Below are 3,019 nucleotides of genomic sequence, written 5' to 3' on the forward strand. Positions count from 1 at the left end.
CTCTGTCGATGAGAACGTATGCCTGCACCGCGTGTGGAGCCGTGTCCCCCAGGGACAAGAACTCCGCCCGCGTGATGCTGGTCCGGGCAGGTTGGGACCCGGACGGTGCCGAGGGCGTAAGACCACCCGGGCCGCCGGCTCCGGTGGCGGCCTGAGCCGTAAATCCCCGCTCAACCCTGGAGGGTGAGGAATCGCCTCCCTTCAGGGAGGGGAGCCTTCAAAACCTTGAACATTGATCTTTGGCCGTACCCGCCGACCCGGCCGCCGACCTCACCCGAGCAGGACACGGACGACTCACGACCCATCGCGCCGCCGCGCCCGGCCCACCCCGCCGCGCGCCTTCCTGCGTGAGGTACCAGGCGTGGGTACGGGTGCGGCGCCGCGATTCCGGCGGTGAAGCGGCGGGCGGGAATGCGTAGAAGGGCCGGTCGCAGGGCGGGCCGCAGCGTTCGCAGCCTGGCAACTCCTGGGGCAGGAAGCGGGGGAGGGGGAGAACGAAGGGGCTGAGCGCGGCGGGCCGGCGCGGAGGGGACGGGGTCTTCCCTGGTGCTGGGGCCGACGTGACGGTTGGTCGCGGTCCGTGGGCCGGGAACGGGTCACCGCCTCACAAGCTTCGTGATAGTTGGTTTCGGTGGAGCGGGAACCCACTTCCTGATCTGCTCGTTCCACTCCCGACGGGCCCCAATGAACGTGGTCAGCATCGGGATCACGGAGTTGGGGTGGCCGGACGCTTGGACCGTCACCCACGCTCCTGAGGCGTCGACGACGGCGCACACACTGTCGACCCGGACCCTGCCTACCCTGCCTTGCTGCCCGGGCGGGCGGGACGCGTGCTCCCGTGGGCCTGGGTTAATCGCTGGTGTGCGGCCCGGTGGCACCTGTACGTTGGCATCGCGACCGCGCCTCCGATGCGCCCGGCTGCGGCTACTTCCTTCTGACAACCAAGTGACGCCGCCGCCTCCTTTGATCTCGGCAGGCGCGGGCGTCTTCGCCCCGTCGGGCCTTTTGGCCGGGGCGTCCAATCCTTTGAATCCGGGGGGATTCGCTGCCTCGTTACACCCCACGCGTCTCCAAGATCTGGTCCGAGATGCTCGTGGCCCCGCACATCTCGGCGGCCACCAGCTCCCTGCCCCCACCACGGTTCCATCACGGGCCCGCCAGAGCGGACTTGTGCACCTACGAGGGCGGCCCGGCCTTCGTCCGGGAGCCCCGCGAGGAACTCTTTCTCCTTGCGGTCGGCAACTTCGTCTCCCAGCGGACCTTCTACGAGAGCGGTGAGGAGCGGGACGACCGCTACACCCGTCTGGTCGGTGAACTCGCTGTCCAGGACCCCGTGTGGACGGCCGGCCTGCTGCGCTGGCTTCGCGGCGAGGGCAACATGCGCACGGCGTCCCTGGTGGGCGCCGCCGCGTACGTGCAGGCTCGGCTCGAGGCCGGCGCGTCCGCAGGCCCGTCCAACCGGTCCGTGATCGACTCGGTGCTCCAGCGCGCCGACGAGCCCGGCGAACTGCTCGCCCACTGGATCTCGGTGCACGGGCGGAAGGTGCCGCAGCCCGTGAAGCGGGGCATCGCCGACGGTGTACGCCGGCTGTACACGTCCCGGTCCCTGCTCAAGTACGACACCGTGTCCAAGGGCTTCCGCTTCGGCGACGTGCTCAACCTGGTGCACGCCTCCCCCGACCCGGACAAGCCCTGGCAGGGCGCGCTCTTCCGGTACGCCTTGGACCGCCGCCATCATCCGGATCAGGCGGTTCCGCCGGCCTCCGACCACCTGCTGACCGCCCACTGGGCGCTGATGGAGTCGGCTGCGGATGAGCGGCGGGCGATGGTGACCGGGCCGGGAGGCTCCGAGCGGCTGGCCGCGGCGGGCATGACGTGGGAGGCCCTGGCGGGCTGGCTCCACGGGCCGATGGACGCCGTGGTCTGGGAAGCCGTGATCCCCACGATGGCGCCGATGGCGCTCCTGCGGAATCTGCGGAACTTCGACGAGGCGGGGGTCTCGGACGAAGTCGCGGCCCGGGTCGCCGCACGGCTCTCGGATGCCTCCGAGGTCGCCCGGTCTCGGCAGTTCCCCTTTCGCTACCTGGCTGCTCACCAGCACGCGCCGTCGCAGCGCTGGGCGGACGCGCTGGAACGGGCACTGGGGCACTCCCTGGCCAACGTGCCGCCCCTGCCCGGCCGGACTCTGATCCTGGTGGACCGGTCCGACTCCATGTTCTGGGACACCGTCTCCGAGCGGTCCAAGCTGACTCGGGCGGACGCGGCGGCCGTGTTCGGTACCGCGCTGGCCATGCGTGCCGAGCAGGCGGATCTGGTGGAGTTCGGCTGGAGCAGCGCAGAGGTGCCGTTCGAGCCGGGCGAGCCGGTGCTCGAGGTGCTGAAACGGTTCCACAGTCTCGGAGGCACCCACACCACGAAGGCGGTGCGGGCCCATTACCGGGAGCACGATCGGGTTCTGATCGTCACCGACGAGCAGGCCGCCCCCTACGGCCCCGGCGGGCCGGCTGAACCGGTCCCGGCCGACATCCCGGTTTACATCTGGAACCTGGCGGGGTATCGGCCCGCCCACGGCCCCACCGGCCCCCACCGGCACACCTTCGGTGGCCTCGCGGACGCCGCGTTCCGGATGGTCGGCCTCATCGAGGCCGGCCGCGAGGCCGCTTGGCCGTGGACCGCTGAGCCGACCTGATCCGAAAGACACGGGCCGAGCTCAGTGCATGAGCATGCGGGGACCGGCGGTGACCGCGTCGGGCGGCCGGTGGTCGCGGTAGTCCGAGATCTTCACCGGGTTCCTCCGGGGATGCCCCGGCCTTCGGGCCGGGGAGGAATCGGGCTCCTGCGGGGCAGGGCAGGGATAGCCGGATCGCCGTCGGGGCGATCCGGCGCCCCGCCCCGCACGGCGGTGATGCCGCCCGCGATGATCAAGAACTCTCAACTGTCAGTGCTCTCGGGTAGGTTCGGATGCATGACGACAGAGGCGACCACGAAGGACACCGGGCATGCCCGGTACACCTTCCGT

At 70.7% G+C, this 3,019-nt stretch carries 1 protein-coding gene and 1 pseudogene; both read left to right on the top strand.

Annotated features, from left to right (window positions below; genetic code table 11):
- Nucleotides 1–155 (top strand): annotated as a pseudogene (locus tag ACIBJF_RS52830) (RNA-guided endonuclease TnpB family protein); the annotation flags it as partial.
- Nucleotides 156–1,087: 932 nt separating this feature from the next.
- A complete protein-coding gene (locus ACIBJF_RS52835) occupies nucleotides 1,088–2,689 on the top strand; it encodes a TROVE domain-containing protein (RefSeq protein ID WP_399185029.1) in 1,602 nt (533 codons plus the stop codon).
- Nucleotides 2,690–3,019: the final 330 nt, after the last annotated feature.

It is taken from the genome of Streptomyces sp. NPDC050743 (assembly GCF_044456925.1).
In the GTDB taxonomy this organism is placed as follows: Bacteria; Actinomycetota; Actinomycetes; order Streptomycetales; family Streptomycetaceae; genus Streptomyces.